This window comes from Planktothrix pseudagardhii (assembly GCF_904830925.1).
Classification (GTDB): domain Bacteria; phylum Cyanobacteriota; class Cyanobacteriia; order Cyanobacteriales; family Microcoleaceae; genus Planktothrix; species Planktothrix tepida.
Genome location: NZ_LR882967.1, coordinates 137,563 through 154,048, shown reverse-complemented (window position 1 = coordinate 154,048; position 16,486 = coordinate 137,563). Strand labels below are relative to the sequence as shown.

The following is a 16,486-nucleotide window of genomic DNA, read 5'->3' as shown; positions in this document are numbered from 1 at the left end:
AGGCGGAAATCACGATGATTTTAACCTTAAAATTCTTTCTGCAACGGCGGGTAAAACTGGGATGACGGATAAACGATTTCCCCGTTTTACAACGCCAAATTCTTCAGAATTAAAGGTTTGTTTCAGGGTATTTAAACTAATCATACGCTGAAATTGCTCCACAAATTCAACTTTCACCGTATACCATCTCGGAGAATTGGGCATAGCTTTCGGGTCAAAATAGGGACTCTGAGCATCAAATTGAGTGGGATCAATCAGATGATTTTCAATAATTTTAGCGAGTCCCACAATTCCGGGAAGTTTAGTATTAGAATGATAAAAAAACGCCAGATCCCCAATTTGCATTTCTTTAAGGAAATTTCGCGCTTGGTAATTTCTAACCCCATCCCAGAGGGAAATGTGATCGCGTTTTAAATCCTCAATACTATAAACATCCGGTTCAGATTTCAGTAACCAATAATTCATCATCCTTAACTTTTTAAAGCCGTCTCCATTAAAATATCATGGGCGCATAATTCGGGAGCATTTTCAGCAGGACGACGTTGAATATATTGACCATCAGGTTGTAAATCCCAAGCTTTACGATTATCGGATAACATAATTCCTAAAATCTCTTCTAACTCTTTAGCAATATCAGGATCTTGAATGGGAGTTATCGCTTCAACGCGGCGATTTAAGTTGCGGGGCATCCAGTCGGCTGAACCAATATAAACCTCCTCCTGTCCGCCATTATTAAAATAGAAAATCCGAGAATGTTCTAGGAATCGTCCAATAATACTAATCACCTTAATATTATCACTAATTCCTTCTAAACCGGGACGCAAACTACACATTCCTCGGACAATTAAATCAATCCCCACCCCCGCTTGAGAAGCTGCATATAAAGCTTCAATAATTTCCGGGTCAACTAAGGAATTCATTTTAGCAACGATTCGACCTGTTTTACCTTGATGAGCGTGTTCGGTTTCTCGATCAATTAAGTCTAAAAATCGTTGTCGCATATTCACAGGCGCAACCAACAATTTCCGATAGGATTGTTGACGGGAATATCCGGTTAAAAAATTGAATAAATCTGTTAAATCTGCTCCCAGTTCAGGTCGGGCACTTAATAATCCTAAATCGGTATACAGTTTAGCTGTTTTATAATTATAGTTTCCGGTTCCAATATGAACATAACGGCGAATTCCGTCCGCTTCCTGACGCACGACCATCACAACTTTAGTATGGGTTTTTAGTCCGACTAATCCATAAACAACATGAACCCCCGTTTGTTCTAGTTTTTTCGCCCATTGAATATTATTTTCTTCATCAAATCGAGCTTTAATTTCGACTAAAACCGCAACCTGTTTTCCATTTTCTGCCGCATCAATTAAAGCCGTGATAATCGGAGAATCCCCGGAAGTACGATATAAAGTCATTTTAATCGCTAAGACATTCGGATCATGGGCAGCTTGATTAATAAACTGTTGAACTGTTGCCGAAAACGATTGATACGGGTGATGCACTAAGACATCTTTTTGTCGTAAAATCGCAAAAATATCTTTTTCATCTTCTCCTGATGTCGTTGGAATAATATCTTCACTATCCTTCATCCAACGCGGTAAAACCGCACTCCAAGGTTTATCTTTTAATTCGGGTAAGGGTAAACTGAGAAAAAACATTAAATCCCGGAGTCCCATTAACCCATCTACCGTATAAATATCTTCTGATTCTAATTCTAATTCATCGGCTAATAAACTGCGTAAATAATCGGGCATTGAACTATTAATTTCCAGACGAACAACAGATCCTCCAACGCGGCGTTTTCGCAATTCTTGTTCAATGGCTAATAATAAATCATCCGCTTCATCTTCTTGAACCGCTAAATCAGCATCCCGTGTAATCCTAAAAATGTAATAATCTTGAATATCCATTCCGGGAAATAACGATTCTAAATTATGGGCAATTACTTGACCAATGGGAACCCCAATCCAAGCCGCAAATTCCCCATTGGCTTGTCCTCGTAATTCTTTAGGTAAGGAAATAAATCGCGGAAAAGAACTCGGTACTTTCACCCGCGCAAATAATTCTTCTTTGGTTTCGGGATTTTTGAGAACAACCGCTAAATTTAAACTCAGATTTGATAAATAGGGAAAGGGATGGCTGCGGTCGATGGCTAAGGGCGTTAAAACCGGGAAAATTCCCTCTTCAAAATAACGCTGTAAATAGGTTCGTTGTTCTTGATTGAGATCAATATAATTTAATAAGTGGATTCCATTTTTAGTTAATTCGGATTTAATCTGTTGTTCAAAATATTGATGCTGTTCCGTGACCATCGGTAACAACCGTTCATGAATGGCATTGAGTTGTTGTTGGGGTGTCCGACCATCGGGAGTAACTTTATTCACTTGAGCTTCAATTTGTCGCTTAATTCCAGCAACGCGCACCATAAAAAATTCATCTAAATTAGAACTAAAAATCGCTAAAAATTTCAGTCGTTCTAACAAAGGTGTTCGAGGATCTAAAGCTTCTGCTAAAACGCGACGGTTAAACTCTAACCAACTCAGTTCTCGGCTGAGATAATATTGAGGAGCTTTAAGATTGATGTCTTTGGTAATTTTTGGCTCGGTTTTTTTAGATTTGGACATAATTGAAGATTTCAGATCGGGTAAACCTAACCTTTATTGTAATTCTTTAGGGTCAGAACCGTCGCAAAAACCCAGTTTTTTAAGAGAATGAAGTGATGGCAGATTCAGGAAGAGAATAAAAAGCTCAGTTTTTCGGGGTTAGTACGTCAGTTCTGAGGGTAAAAAGGGGCAAACATGAAGTTGACTTGAGAAAACTAGATCTATCTTAGTTAGATTCTGGTTAATAGGTGTTTAAATTTAGCAGGACATTACAACTTAAAATTCATCCCCACTATTTTATCAATGCTAGTTCAGCCAATTCAAAGCTTGACTAATTTGTTCGGCTAATTTTAAGGGTCGAAAAGGTTTTGCAAATACAGCCGCTACCTCCATTCCTGAAAAATTTTCTCGTTCCCACTGTTGAGCTTTTGCGGTCACTAAAATCACCGGAATATTTTGGGTATGGGGATTAGATTTTAAATATTCTAGTGTCACCCTGCCATCCATATCAGGCATCATCATATCTAATAAAATAGCATCGGGTTGATGGTTAGCAGCAAGGCTTAATGCTTCTTCGCCACAACAAGCCGTAATCACCTGCCAACCTGCCCCTAGTTCTAATCCTAATTTAGCGATCGCCCGGACATCGGGTTCATCATCTACAATTAAAATTTGTTTGTTCAGCATAACATTTATCCCTGTAATCTGATTAGTTTGCGTCCTTATTGGTGACAGAGTTAACTCCATATTTTAACTCAAAATCGAGAAAATATCGAGAATTTGTTTAGAGTTAATTCTAGGAGTGATTTTAACAGATAGGAAGCATCACATAAAATATACTTCCCTGCCCTAAATGACTTTCAGCCCGAATTTTTCCTTGATGTTGTTCAACCATCAGGCGACAAATTGCTAATCCTAAACCTGTCCCATTCTTGGTTCGAGAATCAGAAGCATCCACTTGTTCAAAGCGCTCAAAAATGATTTCTAGTTTATCAGTAGGAATTCCTCGACCCTGATCTTTAACTTGCAAACAAATGTAAGAAATTTGTGAGCCATTTTCCTTTAATTTTACCACTTGTGCGCTCATCCAAACCTTCTGTTTCGGTTCAGAAAATTTAATGGCATTACTTAATAAATTTGTTAAAATTTGAACGATGCGATCCGGATCTACCCACAGATAAAAATCAAACGGATCAACCTCAAATTTAATTTGAGATTGATCTGCTATGACTTGCATTGCTTCTTGAGCTTTAATCATTAAATCTGCTAAATTACAGTAAACCTTTTGTAAGGAAATTTTACCCGATTTCATTCGTTCTAAATCCAGAATATTATTCACCAGTCGAATTAATCGTTCTGTATTATTAATCGCAATGCTTAATAAATTTTTCCCTTGTTCTGTTAGCAGTCCTAACTGTCCCGATGCTAATAAATCTAATCCCCCCACTAAAGAAGTTAATGGAGTTCTTAATTCATGACTGACTAAAGAGATAAATTCATTTTCTAAACGGCGACGTTCATTAATATTTCGGGAAACCCCGACCACTAATTGATCTCCCTGAGCATCTTGAGAAACAGACCAATTTGAACTATACCAATTCCAGGTTCCATCTTGATGTTTAACCCGAAATTCAATATCGAATTCTTGTTTTCCGCTTGTAATGACCATTTGAAAGACAGTAAAAGTTTTCGATATATCCTGTGGATGGATAAAGAGTGTAAAGAGTTGTCCTTCAAGTTCATGAGGGAAATAGCCAGTTAATGTTAATAAATTAGGCGCGATATATAATAATATTCCTTCGGCATTCATTAAATAAATTATATCATGAGCCGTTTCAACAATTCGTCTAAATTTTTCTTCACTAGCTTTTAAATCCGCTTCGGCTCGTTTTTGATCAGTAATATCTCGAAAACACCAAACTCGACCAATAATCGTTTGACCCAACTTTTGAGGACAAGAGTAACGTTCAAAAACGCGACCATCCTTTAATTCTAATAAATCATAACTATCTTGTTCTGGTTGAGAATATAACTCCTTAACCTGTTGAAAAAAAATCTCTGAATCTTTAACTTGATTCGCTAAATATTGTACTCGTTTATAATGATTTTGTTCCTGAAAAAGCTCAGGATGAATTGACCACATTTCTAAAAAATGGCGATTATAGGTAATAATATTACCTTGATTATCAACCGCTAAAACTCCCTCTTGAATTGATTCAAAAGTCGCTTGTTGTAAGGATAGAGAATGTTTAAGAGCATCTTGAGCTTGTCGCCGTTCCGTCGCGTCGGTTCCAACGGACAAAATTTCTATCAGTTCACCTTTGGCATTAAAAATTGGTCGATTTGACCAAACAACCCAAGCGCGTTCACCCTGTTTACAACTATTTTCATTTTCATTTAAACTATAATTTTCACGATGATGACAAATATCATCCATTAAAGCCTGTAAATCCCGTCCTGATGTTTCCGTTTCAGGAACAATTGTTCCAACTACATTTTGACCGATAATTTCTTCAAGTTGGAATCCAAAAAAATTTTGTCCATAATTATTTAGAAATTTAATATTACCTTTTGCATCCCATCTCAAAATAATACAATTTGCGGTTTCGACTAAATCTCGATATTGAGATTCTCGTGCTTTTAACGCTTCTTCTGCTTGTTTTTTCTCAGTAATATTCCGTCCTAAAACTACTAATCCTTTACGCTTGCCATCCTGTTCAAATAGGGGGACTTTAATCATATCCCAAATCGTCAGATAACCATCGGAACGTAGAACTTTTTCTTCAATTCGATAAATATCAGCATTTTGCCAAGCTTGTTCATCAGTTTTTTGACAATGTAATAATGCCTCTCGATAATTGGGTTTTAACTCTGCTAATTCCAAATCCGTTTTGCCTTGATAAGGTACATTTTCTAGGTCTAAAAACTTTAAGTTTGCTTGATTAGATTCTAACCAATGCCCTTCTCCATCCTTAAAACAAATAATATCCGGTGTTGAATTAATCAAAGTCCGTAATCGTTCTTCACTTTCTCTTAAGGATTTTTCAATTTTTATCTGTTGAGTAATATCCCGAAAACTTAAGACTCGACCCATTATGTGTTCTCCCTGCCATTGCAGTTGACCATAACGCTGAAAAATTCGACCGTCTTTTAACTCAATGCGGTCTAAAATAACGGTCTGTGAGGGTTGAGTTGAAAAGTTTTTAATTCGCTCAATAAACCCCACTGGATCTAAGGTTTTTTCTGCTGCAAATTGTACTCGTTCTTGACTACGGTTTGGTTGCATTAAGGCTTCAGGCATTGACCAGATGTCTAAAAACTTTTGATTATAAACGGGAACGTCACAATCTTCCCCCACCACTAATATTCCATCGGCGTTTGCTTCTAAGGTAGCTCTTAATACTGCTTCGGTTTGGCGTAGAGATTGTTCTTTTTGTTGATATTGAAATTCTAACTGTTTAAAGGAAGTAATATTACGAATCCATAAAATTATGATTTCCTGTCCCTGAAGATTTAAAACCTTTCCTGAAATCCTTAAAAAAAATAGTTCTTCTCCTCGTTGTAGTTCATAATTGATGGGACAATGATTGCCCTTTTCTATTTCTGGGTTAAGATAAGTTGATGTTGAAATCGGTTTTCCGTTTTGGGTGAAGGGCAGACAATCATTTAAGGAAAGATCCACAAGAGAATTGAATGCAAAGGAATGATTTTCTCTACAGTCTAAAACCAACTCTTTAAAGGCTGTATTATAACCTTGAATTCGAGCCTCTTTCGTTAGCCAAACGCAAGCATCTGTTAGATAATCTAAGCTGATACTGAGAAGGGTTAAAATAGAGGATTCTGTTGCACATAAATCGGGCGATAAGGTAATCATAAATTTGACCCTGTTCATAGAGGTTCAAAATCAATTCCTGGTTTCTCAGAGTCTAATTTATTCCTCAATCGGTTTAGCCTGATTTATTAAGATCTGGGATTCTGACAAACAGATCCATTCTAATAATCTTGAGCTAAAATTCCACAACTTGCCACAGTCGAAGTACCATAGAAATTAGGGTTTATGTCAAACCAACCCCACTGAAAATCTAAGGTTTGATGACGTTGGCGGAGGATGAGATGGCAGTTAAATTGGAACGCCCAATTTTAATGGGAGGGATTGGACTTTCGTTAGGTCTGTGGCTGTTGCAAAGTCTTCAGCATTCAGCGTCCGAATTCGGACAAATGATGCTGTTTAGTTTAGCGTTAGGAAGCGCCGGACTGTGGTGGTGGAAGCAACAAGGGACAGAACCTCTGCAATTGTCGCCTCCTCCAGAATCGTTAAATCAGGAATTAGTGGAAAAAGCGATCACCCAAACCCGAGCTCTGATCCAACGTCTAGCCACTGAAACGGCAACTCAGGACAGCCGTTTAGAAGCCCTACAGCAGCAAACAGAACAACTCAAGACTCATCTGCAACGAACAAACCTAAATATCGCCCTGGTGGGTAACAAAGGCGTGGGAAAAACAGCTTTGTTACAACGGTTGCAGTCGGACTGGCTGACTCAACAGTCTCAAACTTTAAGTTTGACAGAAGTTTCAGCAACCGATCTCAATTCTCCTATCCCCAATTTAACGACTGCGGATGTGGTTTTGTTTGTGACCGGGGGAGATTTAACTGACCCGGAATTTAAAATTCTTTCTGGACTGGTGGCAAATTACCATCGAGTTATTTTAGTGTGGAATAAGCAAGATCAATATTTAGTCGGTGATCAACCTGTAATTTTGCAACAGTTAAAAACCACATTAACTGGGGTGTTATCCTCGGATGATATTATTGCGATCGCAGCGTCTCCAAATCCCGTCAAAGTTCGTCAACATCAAGAGGATGGAACCGTTCAAGAATGGCTAGAAGCGCAATCACCGATTCTCGATTTGTTAACAAAACACCTTGATTTTATTGTCACTCAAGAACAGCAAGCCTTAGTATTAGCAACAACCTATCGGGAAGCATTAGGATTGCGACAAGAGGCGAAAGAAATTGTTAATCAATTACGTCGAGAACAGGCGTTACCTTTGATTGAACAATATCAATGGATTGCAGCGGCGGCAACAGTAGCGAATCCAGTTCCAGCTTTAGATATGTTAGCAACGGCGGCGGTTAATGCTCAATTAGTCATGGATTTAGGGGCGATTTATCAACAAAAATTCTCCCTTCAGCAAGGTCAAGAAGTTGCAACGACGATTAGCACTCAGATGTTGAAATTAGGGTTTGTGGAAATCTCCACCCAAACTTTAACCTCATTGTTGAAAAGTAATACCGTGACGTTTATCGCCGGAAGCCTAGTTCAGGGGGTCAGCGCGGCTTATTTAACCCGAATTGCTGGGTTGAGTTTAATTGAGTATTTCCAAGCGCAGGATATCCAGTTAGAAGCCCCTGAAAATCCAAGCCTGAATTGGGATAACCTCAAGAAAACCCTGCAAACGGTCTTTCAGCAAAATCAACAAGCCAGTTTATTACAGTCCTTTGTGACACAGGCGATCAATTATTTTACGGTGCAATTCAAACCCAAGCAAACTGTTGAATCCTCCGTGTCTTAGGTTGTTTCCCCTCTGTGTTCCCCAGTCCTCAAAAAAAGTTTGGGAACTGGGTTTACATTTCTGGAGTTTATGCTATAGTTAGAAATTGTGAAACGCACTGCGGGTGTAGTTTAGTGGTAAAACTATAGCCTTCCAAGCTATTAATGCGGGTTCGATTCCCGCCACCCGCTTTCCCAAACACTATATCTATTCATTCCCTCTAACCCCTACGCTATATACAGTGCAGGGGTTTTCAGTTGATGGAGAATCCTTTGCTGTAGGGATAGATTGATGTCTTAATTTGATGTCTATTATGTATAACCCTTTCTCTTCTGCTTTGGGATCCCCCTTCCCATCCTGAAAAAATCCGTTATAATAACTTGTAAGGTTGTGCTGCGACGTTGGTGGCTTGCCGATATGTTTTTTTGATCTATAGCTTTAAGAATACGGGAACTAAGAAAGTTACAGACGGCAGTAAACCGAGCTTGTACTCGGAAACTTTAAGTCTGGTCGAGGTGCCCACCTGGTTTTAACCAGGTCAAAAGCTGAGGCGACACGGCGTTGCGGTTAACCTTATCAGAATTTTATAGCCTTGATCAGAGGGTTAGGTTTAGCAAGAATACCCAACCCTAGACTGTATTAAAATAAGAAATAACGCTGTGCCATCGGTAATATAGTTGCAGGTTCACAGGTTAATAATTGCCCGTCTGCTTTGACTTGATAGGTTTCAGGATCTACGTCAATTTTCGGTAAGGCATTATTTAATTTCAGATCCGCTTTACTAATATTTCGAGTTCCTGAAACCGCTACGCATTGTTTTTGTAACCCCAATTGTTCAGGAATTTTAGCGTCTAAAGCGGCTTGAGAAACAAAGGTTAAAGATGTCGAGGCGATCGCTTTTCCAAAACTTCCAAACATGGGGCGACTATGGACAGGTTGGGGTGTAGGAATACTTGCATTCGCATCTCCCATTTGCGCCCAAGCAATTAACCCCCCTTTAATCACTAATTCCGGTTTAACCCCAAAAAAAGCGGGTTTCCATAAACATAAATCGGCTAATTTTCCTTCCGCAATTGATCCGACATAATCAGAAATTCCATGAGTAATTGCTGGATTAATTGTATATTTAGCAATATAGCGTTTTACGCGAAAATTATCATGGGTTTCTTGAGAGTTTTTAGATTCAGGTAAAAGCCCCCGTTGCACTTTCATTTTATGGGCGGTTTGCCACGTTCTAATAATACTTTCTCCCACCCGTCCCATGGCTTGGGAATCAGAAGAAATCATACTAAATGCCCCTAAATCATGCAAAATATCTTCAGCCGCAATGGTTTCTCGACGGATTCGAGATTCTGCAAACGCGACATCCTCTGGAATATTTCGATCTAAATGGTGGCAAACCATTAACATATCCAGATGCTCTTCTAAAGTATTCATCGTATAGGGACGAGTGGGATTCGTAGAAGAAGGTAAGACATTTTCAAGACCACAAACTTTAATAATATCTGGCGCATGACCGCCTCCTGCCCCTTCCGTATGATAGGTATGAATCACCCGATTTTTAAACGCTTCAATGGTGGTTTCTACGAATCCTGCTTCGTTTAATGTATCCGTATGAATGGCAACTTGAACATCATATTCATCCGCAATATTTAAACAAGTATCAATTGCAGCAGGTGTAGTTCCCCAATCTTCATGGAGTTTTAAACCCATCGCCCCCGCAACAATTTGTTCAACTAAACCTTGGGGTTGACTACTATTTCCTTTCCCTAAAAATCCTAAATTCATGGGAAAGGCTTCCGCCGCTTCTAACATTCGATAAATATTCCACGCACCCGGAGTGCAAGTGGTGGCATTTGTTCCCGTTGCGGGGCCAGTTCCACCGCCGATCATTGTGGTAATTCCTGATGCAATGGCAGTCTCTATTTGTTGAGGACAAATAAAGTGAATATGACTATCAATTCCTCCCGCCGTGAGGATCATTCCTTCCCCTGCGATCGCTTCCGTTGCAGGGCCGATAATAATATCAATATGATCTTGAATATAGGGATTTCCAGCTTTACCAATTTTATAAATTTTCCCATCTTTTATCCCTACATCCGCTTTAACAATGCCCCACCAATCAACGATTAAAGCATTAGTAATTACTAAATCAACTGCACCATTTTCACGGGTAATGGGTGACTGTCCCATGCCATCTCGAATCACTTTTCCGCCCCCAAATTTTACCTCATCTCCATAGGTTGTATAGTCTCTTTCTACTTCAATGATTAATTCTGTATCCGCTAATCGAATGCGATCGCCCACCGTAGGCCCAAAGGTTTCTGCATAAGCCTGCCGATCCATTTTATAACTCATAAATCTTCCTGGGGTAATGATAAGTTTTCTAAGAATTCAACGAAGGGTTTAAAGCATTGAGGACATCTTTCAGCAAGATCCTGATAATTAGCTTTCCCTAAAATCAACGTTGAATCTACTGTTTTTTGATAAGTTTTATTATACTCTTTAAATAATCTTTCTACAATTCTACTCGGTGGCTGATCATGATTTTGATCTTCTACAGGAATTGTCCAAGAAATAGGGAAGTTCTGATCTTTTCTTAAGCCTAGACGAGTTTTAAGTTTAGTCTCCGAGGCTAAAACTAAGGTCTCTAAGTCATATTTAAAGCAAAAAACCTTAAATCGTTCTATTAATCGCTGATCATTAAGTCCTTTTTGAGTTAGTTCTTGATTAAACTTAGCTATTATCCCTGCTTTTAATTCTTGATAAGTTTTATGAGGAAACCCTTTATTGGGAGGGTATAAGTCAGGAATAACGGCAACAATTGAATCAGGATTATTTTTTAAAACATTAATTGCTTTTTTAGGAATTACTTCTAATAATTCTTTTTTAGCATCTCCGCCTCTTTGATTATCGCTTCCTTTGGCTGCAAAGAATTGAATTGTAATTCCTTGAAATTGCTGATTTTCAATTAAATCTTTTAACAGGGATTCCATTGCTAACTTATCTGATTTTCCTTCTACATAAACTATTACCTTCATATCAATTGCTCCAATTCATCAGAACGATGCAATTTTTCAATTTCATCTGCTCCAAAATCTTCTAACATATCAATTAATACGGGAAATTCGCAGGGTTTAAAAAATTTGGCTTCTCCCTGTTCTTTACGAATCACGGCAATTTTAGATAAATCAAACTGACTTAGGAAATAGGAAGAATGGGTTGCTAACAAAATTTGAGTCCGTTCTGATGCTTTCTCAAATAGTCCTGCTAAAATCGATAATGTCCGAGGATGTATCCCTTGATCCGGTTCATCAATACAGATTAAACTGGGCGGTTTAGGATGTAAACAAAGGCAAACCCAACAAATCAAACGTAAAATTCCATCGGATAAATCCGCTAAACTAATAGTTTCATCAACTCCCTTTTCTTGCCAAAATGCAATGACCTCGCCAGGGCCACCTCGCGCTTTTACCATTAAATTTTTAAACCCTGGAATCATTAATCCTAAAAACAACTGCAATTCATTAAAAATTTCTTGATGTTCCATTTGTAAGTAAAATAAAACAGAACTCAAATTTCCTGCATCTTCATGAAGAATCGGTTCCTGCTCAATTAACACTGATTTACGGATTTTCTGATTAGCAATATTAAAAGAGCTATAAAATCTCCAATTCTGAATATATTCTCTTAATTCAAATAATAATTCTAAACGTGGATTAGTGATGGTACTTAAAGCTAATTGATTGCGTTTAGATTGAATATCTTGCCCAATTTCTGTAGTGTCAAACCTCCCCGTATCTGGATTTTGAACTCGCCCTTGATTTCCTCGAATATCCATGAAAATATAAGGGTTTTTATATTGATCGTCAAAGGGTTTAGAGGAAACAACTGTTTCATGGGTAATTTGTGTTTTCCCCACAGGGCCGACCAGTTCACCTTGATAGAGCATAGAAACAGGTCTATTGGTATCAATTTCTAAATTCCATGTAAACTTTTCTGGCCCGGTCAGATGAAAAATTTGTTGACCGATTGATCCCTCTATAATTTCAGTGGGGATCTCTCGATACATACCATCTCGGAGAAATTTCAAAAATTCAAACAAACTGGATTTTCCAGCCCCATTAGCACCTACAATCACTTCTAAAGATTTAAAGTCAGCTTTAAAGTCTTTAAAAGGACGATACCCTTTAATATCAATCGATAATAATCTCATCATCAAAATTTCCAGAGACAATCAATTATTAAAGTTTAACTCATCTATTCTACTTCTTTTTTTTACCTTTTTTGGTTTTATCTTTCTCTTTCTTAGATTTTTTATCGGATGGTTCTGATGGGATGTTTTCGAGTTGACCTTCCACTAACTTATTAAACCCATAAATTTCTCGACTTCCGGCTATTGTCACTAACTCGATTTCCCGTTCATCTCCGGGTTCAAATCTAACCGCAGTTCCGGCTGGAATATTTAACCGCATTCCTTTGGTTTGTTCCCGTGTAAATTTTAAGGCTTCATTAACTTCATAAAAGTGATAATGTGATCCAATTTGAATCGGGCGATCGCCTGTATTCGCTACTTTAACCTTTAAGGTGGGACGACCAACATTGAGTTCAATTTCACCTGCTTTAACAATCAGTTCACCTGGAATCATGGGTTATTGCCTCTTGTGATGATTAATATTCTTAATTACCATACATTAGGGACAACTAATAAGGTGTTCTCTATCTAAATTTAATACAGCCTGACTCCCCACACTCACTCACGCCCCACCCCATAACCAATCTCAACATTAAGTTTTGATGAGTAGCAGCTTAGGATTTTTCCCACTCCTGTCTATTTTCTGATGAATACATCATTAGCCTCTAAGCCTTTCTGAATATGCGTTTGAGAAGTTTGTCGTCTGCTGAATAAATCAAAATTTTGCAGAAATTCGACTCGGTGCAGCCAATTTAAAAAAAAATCGCTAGGATAGAAATCAGGGTACTCAATCACTGAAAGTGAACTGAACCTTAAAAGTCAGTTGACACCCAGGTTGGTTGCCCCAAAGGTACTTTATTCAAGATTAATTATGGAATATTCCGATAAAAGGACAGACTGTCTGAAAGAGGTGGCAAAAAAATGTGATGTCCCAACATTTAACAAGCTGGATAATATTATCCCCGACTTAATTCGGTCAGATAATGATGTGCCCATGTTAGCCAGAACAGAAAAACAAACCTATCAACTGATAGACAACGCAATAAATCGTCTTAATATTGAATTAGATTCTCCCGTGGCAATGTCCTATATGTCTGCACACCCTATCGAATTATTAGAAGATTGCTTGAATTTGGAGAGCATATCTTGGCGTGGGCAAATTTTTATGAAGTATTTTAGCCAACAATTAGCTGAAGATGTGAAGCAAAGAATCAAGAAAGCAATTGACTGTTCCTTTGATCTGTCGGTTTTATATGGGAAAGAAGTACCCTCGCTCAGTCGAATTATTCTTGAACTTCTTACGATTGATCCCAAATTGGAGAAGTTAATTTTGGAACGTGCGGTTAAAGTTCATAAGGAATGTCACGTCTCAGAATTTCAACCTGAATATGTCATAGAGGGTGAAGAGTGGGGATTCCATTATCAAATAGTTATAGAAGGGTTTGCTAATGAATTTCGGCAGGATTTGATCGATGCAGTTCAAAATCATAATTTAACAGTTTTCAAAGAATTATTGTCTCGTGTTCCCTTATTGAAAAGTTTACCTCAGTTTAACTACAAACCTCAACGTCTGTCTTCTGTCTGATGAATCAATATTAATTCCCATCGGGTGCGTAAGCACCCGCCGAGAGTAAGGAGCGTAAAGTAGTAGGGTGCATAAGCACAGCGCACGCACCAAAAGTTTATTAATCAATCTATAAAGTAAGCGTAGCGCACGCACCAAAATGTTTGTTGTTAATTCATAAAAAATTGGTGCGTGTGGCTTTGCCTGACGCACCCTACAAATTGGAAGGATTTAAGGGAGTGCCACATCGTTTACAAAAACGGGCATCTTTATCATGAACTGACCACCCACAACCGACACAAATCGTATCAATATGATTAGCAGTTTTGACTAATTGTTTAATTAAATCTCCTAATTGCCAAGGGATTAAAGCAATTCCGGTTAATATCATTAATATGGTTAAAAATCGCCCCATTTCTGATAGGGGGGTAACATCTCCAAAACCTACGGTTGTCATGGTGACGACAGAAAAATATACTGCATCTAAGAAGGTTTTAAAGATTTCAGGATTAACAGGATGTTCAACTTGATAAATCAAGCCAGAAAATATAAAAACAATCGTTAATAGCGTAAAAATAATCCGAGCAAAAATCATCCCATCTTCAGTTTGAATTCTGAAAACAGATATTTTTACATCAATAAATCGGATTAATCGGAGAACTCTAAACCAACGGAAAATCCTTAAATAACTAATATTTAAAAACCTTAAAGATCCTTGTATTATAATCAATAAATCAATTAATGATAAAGGATCTAATACAAATTTTTTTTTATTTTCAGCCGCCCAAAATCGAATAACATACTCAATGGTAAATAAAATTAAAATAATAAAATCTAATAATTCTAAACGAGAACGAACATTCGGAGAAAGGGGATAGGTTTGAGCAATAAAACTAGCTAAGGAAATTAATATAATTCCCGTTAAGGTTAAATTTATAGTTTTCCCCAGGGGCGTTTCAATATCTTCTAAATAAAAGGCTACTTTCTTTCGTGTCTCTTCCCAAAACTCTAAATTAGATGGGGATAATTGTGGATCTTCCATAAATTTAAAGGATGCGATCGCCTATACAAACCGCTTTTGATCTTTGTTAATAATCTTTTTTCTTAAAAGCATGATGATTTCCTTCAGGATCTTCATCTTCTAACTCAAAGTTTGCCTCAGAATAAAGTTCCAAGCGTTGAATATTTCGCTCTCTGAACTGATGAGAACTTCTACTTCCTGACAAACGATTTCCTGATCGGCGTTGGGACTCAGAGGGGGACGTTTTGCGGGTAAAGGTTTTCCACGCCACGCGGATTCCGGTGAAAATACTTCCTGTGGTAGATTGCAATTTTCTGGCTTGTTGTTTAGCACTATCTAAGCCTAAATCCACTTGTTTAACAACTTGGCTGGCACTTTGTACCCCTTCGCTAACATCCTCCGTCAGTTCGGTAATTTCTAATCCAGTTAAACGAATCGATTCCAAAGTCGGTGGAAATTCACGCGAGAGGGTATCGGCTAATTTTTCCACACTTCTGGCTGCCCGTGCAATAGCTTGCACGGCAGGTAAGGCAACAACAACAACAGCAGTAAGGCTGACTGCCACAAAAAATAGTGACAGTGCAAGCCAAAACAAAGGTTCAGTCACTTGATTTCCATCAATAACAGTTTGGGGTTTATTCGCCTTCAAAGTATAGCGATTTTTAGGCGCAATCCCCCATTGTTAACGTTCCCGTATGATTTTTTGAGACTCTGGTAGATGGTTTTCAACTTCTAACTTCTGTTGGGTTTGTCGCTGTTGTTGGCTGGCTTCTAACCCGGCTGCAATGGATTCTTTAAGCCGAATTAAGGTTTCATCCCAATTGCGTAATGCAGACCCAGACAGTCGATTGGCCTGTAACTGAACGTTAGTGGATAGATCTTCTGCAAGTTCGGGTAAGGCATCGGCTGATTTTTTGAGTAACTGTCTCGTTTCTTTCCCAGAACGAGGGGCTACCAACAAACCGGCTACCGTACCCACGACAGAACCTAAGACAAAACCACCTAAAAATTGTCCTAACCGTTGATTTGACATATTGAACCGCAGTACAAATTCTATCCCCGTACTCTATTTATTCTATTAAGAAAATGGTTATAATAACCACTAATCCCTGAAAGGGATTGAAATTAATCAAAATCAACAGACAAGATTACCGATTAGGGGGAAGGGAGATTTTAAACCCCCAACTCCCCTTAAAAACCGCCACCATAACACCTATAACTTGGATTTAGTGTGTTGGCAATTGGGACAGCTTATAGTTTGTTCTTATCACCATAACAGTTGCTATCATTAAGCAACTTCCAGACGATGGGGTGTTAAAGTTCGGGTTGTTAAAGTCATGGAATGATTATTTAAAATTTGATGGAGTTGTTCAGCTTCTTCATCGGTAAATTTTAGAGTTTGATCACCCAAAAAATTGACAACTAACGGACTGCCCATTTCATGAGTTAAACGTTGCCAACAAATCACTGCATCAAGGCTAAATCCAAAATTTTTAACTTGAATAAAACGTGACATAGTTAATCTCCTATTTATAAAGTTATAGGGC

At 38.1% G+C, this 16,486-nt stretch carries 14 protein-coding genes, 1 tRNA gene and 1 other RNA gene; 4 read left to right on the top strand and 12 right to left on the bottom strand.

Features of this window, described 5'->3' with window-relative positions; all coding sequences use genetic code 11:
* Positions 1-9: 9 nt before the first annotated feature.
* From NMK36_RS00580 to NMK36_RS00565, 4 genes are all read right to left on the bottom strand, one after another.
* Entirely contained in the window at positions 10-465 is a 456-nt protein-coding gene (locus tag NMK36_RS00580) for an EVE domain-containing protein (protein WP_072719121.1), read from the bottom strand.
* Positions 466-470: 5 nt separating this feature from the next.
* Positions 471-2,627: a polyphosphate kinase 1 gene (gene ppk1, locus NMK36_RS00575; RefSeq protein WP_072718915.1), complete on the bottom strand. Its 2,157-nt coding sequence runs from the start codon at positions 2,625-2,627 to the stop codon at positions 471-473.
* 285 nt (positions 2,628-2,912) lie between these two features.
* Complete coding sequence (locus NMK36_RS00570; protein WP_072718914.1) at positions 2,913-3,293, bottom strand: response regulator; 381 nt, start codon at positions 3,291-3,293, stop codon at positions 2,913-2,915.
* Positions 3,294-3,414: 121 nt separating this feature from the next.
* The gene (locus NMK36_RS00565) at positions 3,415-6,480 is read right to left on the bottom strand and encodes a PAS domain S-box protein (RefSeq protein ID WP_254172752.1); all 3,066 of its coding nucleotides are present in this window, start codon (positions 6,478-6,480) and stop codon (positions 3,415-3,417) included.
* A 239-nt stretch (positions 6,481-6,719) separates the two neighbouring features.
* Here NMK36_RS00565 and NMK36_RS00560 point away from each other — a divergent pair, with 239 nt between their 5' ends.
* The 3 genes from NMK36_RS00560 (at position 6,720) to ssrS (ending at position 8,733) form a co-directional block, all read left to right on the top strand.
* The gene (locus NMK36_RS00560; protein ID WP_254172751.1) at positions 6,720-8,180 is read left to right on the top strand and encodes a slr1306 family protein; all 1,461 of its coding nucleotides are present in this window, start codon (positions 6,720-6,722) and stop codon (positions 8,178-8,180) included.
* A 99-nt stretch (positions 8,181-8,279) separates the two neighbouring features.
* A tRNA-Gly gene (locus NMK36_RS00555) sits at positions 8,280-8,350 on the top strand.
* Positions 8,351-8,546: 196 nt separating this feature from the next.
* Positions 8,547-8,733, top strand: a non-coding RNA gene (gene ssrS, locus NMK36_RS00550) — 6S RNA.
* A gap of 65 nt (positions 8,734-8,798) precedes the next feature.
* Here the strand turns inward: ssrS and ureC are convergent.
* The 4 genes from ureC to NMK36_RS00530 are packed head-to-tail and all read right to left on the bottom strand — an operon-like array spanning position 8,799 to position 12,808.
* Positions 8,799-10,517, bottom strand: coding sequence for an urease subunit alpha (gene ureC / locus NMK36_RS00545; RefSeq protein ID WP_072718876.1), 1,719 nt, complete (start codon positions 10,515-10,517; stop codon positions 8,799-8,801).
* Positions 10,514-11,200 carry a DUF4276 family protein gene (locus NMK36_RS00540; RefSeq protein WP_254172750.1) on the bottom strand — a complete coding sequence of 229 codons (687 nt, stop codon included), beginning with the start codon at positions 11,198-11,200 and terminating at the stop codon, positions 10,514-10,516. The genes ureC and NMK36_RS00540 overlap by 4 nt, the downstream gene beginning before the upstream one ends.
* A complete protein-coding gene (locus NMK36_RS00535) occupies positions 11,197-12,378 on the bottom strand; it encodes an AAA family ATPase (protein ID WP_072718874.1) in 1,182 nt (393 codons plus the stop codon). Before NMK36_RS00535 ends, NMK36_RS00540 begins: the two co-directional genes overlap by 4 nt.
* 46 nt (positions 12,379-12,424) lie before the next feature.
* Entirely contained in the window at positions 12,425-12,808 is a 384-nt protein-coding gene (locus tag NMK36_RS00530; protein ID WP_254172749.1) for an urease subunit beta, read from the bottom strand.
* A 417-nt stretch (positions 12,809-13,225) separates the two neighbouring features.
* On the opposite strand from NMK36_RS00530, the gene NMK36_RS00525 reads away from it, so the two are divergent.
* Positions 13,226-13,939, top strand: a complete 714-nt coding sequence (locus NMK36_RS00525; RefSeq protein WP_254172748.1) for a hypothetical protein — start codon at positions 13,226-13,228, stop codon at positions 13,937-13,939.
* A gap of 193 nt (positions 13,940-14,132) precedes the next feature.
* Here NMK36_RS00525 and NMK36_RS00520 read toward each other — a convergent pair whose 3' ends face one another.
* The 4 genes from NMK36_RS00520 to NMK36_RS00505 all read right to left on the bottom strand — a co-directional run bounded on the left by NMK36_RS00520 (position 14,133) and on the right by NMK36_RS00505 (position 16,455).
* Positions 14,133-14,960 carry an ion transporter gene (locus NMK36_RS00520; protein WP_254172747.1) on the bottom strand — a complete coding sequence of 276 codons (828 nt, stop codon included), beginning with the start codon at positions 14,958-14,960 and terminating at the stop codon, positions 14,133-14,135.
* 46 nt (positions 14,961-15,006) lie between these two features.
* On the bottom strand, positions 15,007-15,546 hold the full coding sequence (locus NMK36_RS00515; protein ID WP_254172746.1) for a DUF948 domain-containing protein: 540 nt from the start codon (positions 15,544-15,546) through the stop codon (positions 15,007-15,009).
* A gap of 75 nt (positions 15,547-15,621) precedes the next feature.
* Positions 15,622-15,972: a YtxH domain-containing protein gene (locus tag NMK36_RS00510; RefSeq protein ID WP_254172745.1), complete on the bottom strand. Its 351-nt coding sequence runs from the start codon at positions 15,970-15,972 to the stop codon at positions 15,622-15,624.
* 255 nt (positions 15,973-16,227) lie between these two features.
* A complete protein-coding gene (locus NMK36_RS00505) occupies positions 16,228-16,455 on the bottom strand; it encodes a hypothetical protein (RefSeq protein ID WP_072718870.1) in 228 nt (75 codons plus the stop codon).
* Positions 16,456-16,486 lie beyond the last annotated feature (31 nt).

Bases quoted from the DNA above. Each gene is read 5' to 3' on its own strand.
- NMK36_RS00525 (WP_254172748.1), top strand. From the start codon at position 13,226: ATGGAATATTCCGATAAAAGGACAGACTGTCTGAAAGAGGTGGCAAAA.
- NMK36_RS00570 (WP_072718914.1), bottom strand. From the start codon at position 3,293: ATGCTGAACAAACAAATTTTAATTGTAGATGATGAACCCGATGTCCGG.
- NMK36_RS00565 (WP_254172752.1), bottom strand. From the start codon at position 6,480: ATGATTACCTTATCGCCCGATTTATGTGCAACAGAATCCTCTATTTTA.
- ureC (WP_072718876.1), bottom strand. From the start codon at position 10,517: ATGAGTTATAAAATGGATCGGCAGGCTTATGCAGAAACCTTTGGGCCT.
- NMK36_RS00505 (WP_072718870.1), bottom strand. From the start codon at position 16,455: ATGTCACGTTTTATTCAAGTTAAAAATTTTGGATTTAGCCTTGATGCA.
- NMK36_RS00540 (WP_254172750.1), bottom strand. From the start codon at position 11,200: ATGAAGGTAATAGTTTATGTAGAAGGAAAATCAGATAAGTTAGCAATG.
- NMK36_RS00510 (WP_254172745.1), bottom strand. From the start codon at position 15,972: ATGTCAAATCAACGGTTAGGACAATTTTTAGGTGGTTTTGTCTTAGGT.
- NMK36_RS00560 (WP_254172751.1), top strand. From the start codon at position 6,720: ATGGCAGTTAAATTGGAACGCCCAATTTTAATGGGAGGGATTGGACTT.
- NMK36_RS00580 (WP_072719121.1), bottom strand. From the start codon at position 465: ATGAATTATTGGTTACTGAAATCTGAACCGGATGTTTATAGTATTGAG.
- NMK36_RS00520 (WP_254172747.1), bottom strand. From the start codon at position 14,960: ATGGAAGATCCACAATTATCCCCATCTAATTTAGAGTTTTGGGAAGAG.
- NMK36_RS00535 (WP_072718874.1), bottom strand. From the start codon at position 12,378: ATGATGAGATTATTATCGATTGATATTAAAGGGTATCGTCCTTTTAAA.
- NMK36_RS00530 (WP_254172749.1), bottom strand. From the start codon at position 12,808: ATGATTCCAGGTGAACTGATTGTTAAAGCAGGTGAAATTGAACTCAAT.
- ppk1 (WP_072718915.1), bottom strand. From the start codon at position 2,627: ATGTCCAAATCTAAAAAAACCGAGCCAAAAATTACCAAAGACATCAAT.